Annotated in this window: 3 protein-coding genes and 1 pseudogene; all 4 read left to right on the top strand. The window is 55.4% G+C overall.

Translation table 11 applies throughout. The features are described from left to right. A pseudogene (locus QJT78_RS50550) lies at window positions 1–98 on the top strand (IS5/IS1182 family transposase); the annotation flags it as partial. Window positions 99–277: 179 nt separating this feature from the next. Further along, window positions 278–427 (top strand): Flp family type IVb pilin, encoded by a 150-nt coding sequence (locus QJT78_RS50545; RefSeq protein WP_080586945.1) that lies wholly within the window; start codon window positions 278–280, stop codon window positions 425–427. A 548-nt stretch (window positions 428–975) separates the two neighbouring features. Further along, the gene (locus tag QJT78_RS50540) at window positions 976–1,476 is read left to right on the top strand and encodes a helix-turn-helix domain-containing protein (RefSeq protein WP_309249040.1); all 501 of its coding nucleotides are present in this window, start codon (window positions 976–978) and stop codon (window positions 1,474–1,476) included. A gap of 375 nt (window positions 1,477–1,851) precedes the next feature. Beyond that, the gene (locus tag QJT78_RS53425) at window positions 1,852–1,977 is read left to right on the top strand and encodes a hypothetical protein (protein WP_224517566.1); all 126 of its coding nucleotides are present in this window, start codon (window positions 1,852–1,854) and stop codon (window positions 1,975–1,977) included. The last annotated feature ends 164 nt before the right edge of the window (window positions 1,978–2,141 follow it).

Genomic DNA, 2,141 nt, shown 5'->3' with positions numbered 1-2,141 from the left:
AGGACTTCCGGCGCATCGCCACGCGATATGACAAGCTCGCCCGTAATTTTTGGGCCGCTGTTCATCTCGCCGCTCTCGTCGCATATTGGCTCAATTGAGTCTGGACCCTAGTAACTGGACGACGAGAGGTCCACCGCGACTTTGCAAAGTGTGCGCGCATTTGTACGTTCCGTACGAAGTTTTGGCGCCACACCAAGCGGATTCTCGAATGAGAGCCTGCCGGCTTTACCAAATTGCCGGTAAATCCCGAGCGTTAGACCTTAGAAGGGCACGCACCGTGAAAACGCTAGTACACTTTTTACGCGATGAGCCCGGGGCTACTGACATAGAATATGGGCTGATAGCGGCGGGTATTTCGCTTGCAATCATCGCGGTCGTAAATGGGCAAGGCACTTGGAACTTGAGAATTGGTGCGGCGAGGGGGTGAACGGATCGTCTCGATGCTGCTGCTCGGAAATTCTTGTTTTAGCGAAAGACACCTGGATGAGTCTTTTGGTCGTCGGCAGATTTGCCAATCAATCGAAAGTGGTCCTTGAGGCATTTTAGTCCGTGACGGCCTGTTTCTCGCGCTTTGTCTCGGCTCGAGGGTCGATCCGAATTGCAATCTTGTGCTTCCACGCTATGAGACGGACTGCACTATGACCAATCGGGTGCCAGCCGTCCTTGAACCGCGGGACAGCTCGGGAGACCCCGCTCTCGCAGGAGTTACCGGCACACAGCCGACGCTTTGTCGGCCCGATAGCCTCCGTCCTACTACGCGGCCCCCTGTCAGAAATGCTATCCTGTCCAGAATTTCTCCGGACGGCCTCGCGGTATTGGGGGAGTGCCTTGAGCCGATCGTCCTGAAAGAGCGTATGGCTCTGCAAGAACCGAAAAGGTATGTAGAGCACGTCTACTTCGTGGAGTCGGGCCTCGTCTCGCTAAGGGTTGTCGCGGCGGGGAGCATGCTTGAAACGGCTGTCATAGGATATCGGGGTGTGGTCGGTGCTTCGTTCTTGTGGGGAGGACATCTTTCGACGCATCAATCTGTGGTGTTCTTTCCCGGAAGCGCGCACAGGATCCGTGTTGACGAATTGCGCCGGCTGGTTAAAAGAGCGTCCTGAGATCCGAGAGCATCTCTTTGAGTACGTTCAAGCGCTGACATTTCAGTGCGTTCAGACAGGATTATGCGGGGTTCGGCACGATCGTGAACAGAGGCTCGCGAGCTGGCTTTGTTTGGCGAGTGATGCTGCTGACGTTCGTGCGCTGCCAGTTACCCAAGACTACCTTTCGTCTGTCTTGGGACTTCGTCGCGCTGGGGTAACGCAGACTCTAAGCCGATTCGAAGAACGAGGGCTGATCCGCAAGATGCGCGGTGTCTTGCAGATTGATGAACCCAAGTGCCTCGAGAAAAGGGCATGTTGTTGTTACAAGCTCATTTCAGGCGCCTATGCCTCGTCTCAGTCCGCGATTCCAACAAAAGAGCTGATAGGGTAACAACGTCGCACAGGCTTTCCGATTCTCCTCTGCAGTTCATATCGAGACGACTTGCCGACCACGGTATTGCTGCGCGGAGCGAAGAGCCGAACAGCATTTGCGCTTGATTCCTACTCAAACATAGCAAGTTTGAGGATGGAGCTTCTAACATTGATGGCGCCAGAATCGCCTCGCCGACAACACAAACCAGAATTGGCTCTGCCGAGAGCGGGCACGAGGTCCGGCAGCTCATGTGGGAGATCAGGTCCATCAAATGTGTGTCTCGAGGATATTCGCCACATTCGGCCAACCCGCTTGGCATTACCGTGCCACAACTGCTGGTGTTGATGGCCGTCTCGGATCTGGACGACGAGGGGTAACGTCGTCGCGAAATTGATGAAGCTCGATCCGCCATTTGTCACGACACGATCGACAATCCTTGGACAAAAGGGTTTCTTGCGGCGCGTGCCCTGCGCGAGGGATGCCCGGGTCGCACACCTGTCGCTGAAGGACAAGATGTAAGCGTCTCGCGAACCTTTCAATTACCCACATTTGACGTCGGATTTGAGCGGGGGGCCGCGGCCGAAATCTTGAATCAGTAGAATCTGTTGTGATTCGTTGTTGAGCACCTGATTCGGAAGTGCGGGGTGCTCGATGGGCTTGGTGAAGGAACGCGCGGTGGCGCG

The organism is Bradyrhizobium sp. Mp27, assembly GCF_029953005.1.
Classification (GTDB): domain Bacteria; phylum Pseudomonadota; class Alphaproteobacteria; order Rhizobiales; family Xanthobacteraceae; genus Bradyrhizobium; species Bradyrhizobium barranii.
The sequence above is the reverse complement of the archived record's forward strand: the minus strand, read 5'-3'. Positions and strand labels throughout refer to the sequence as shown.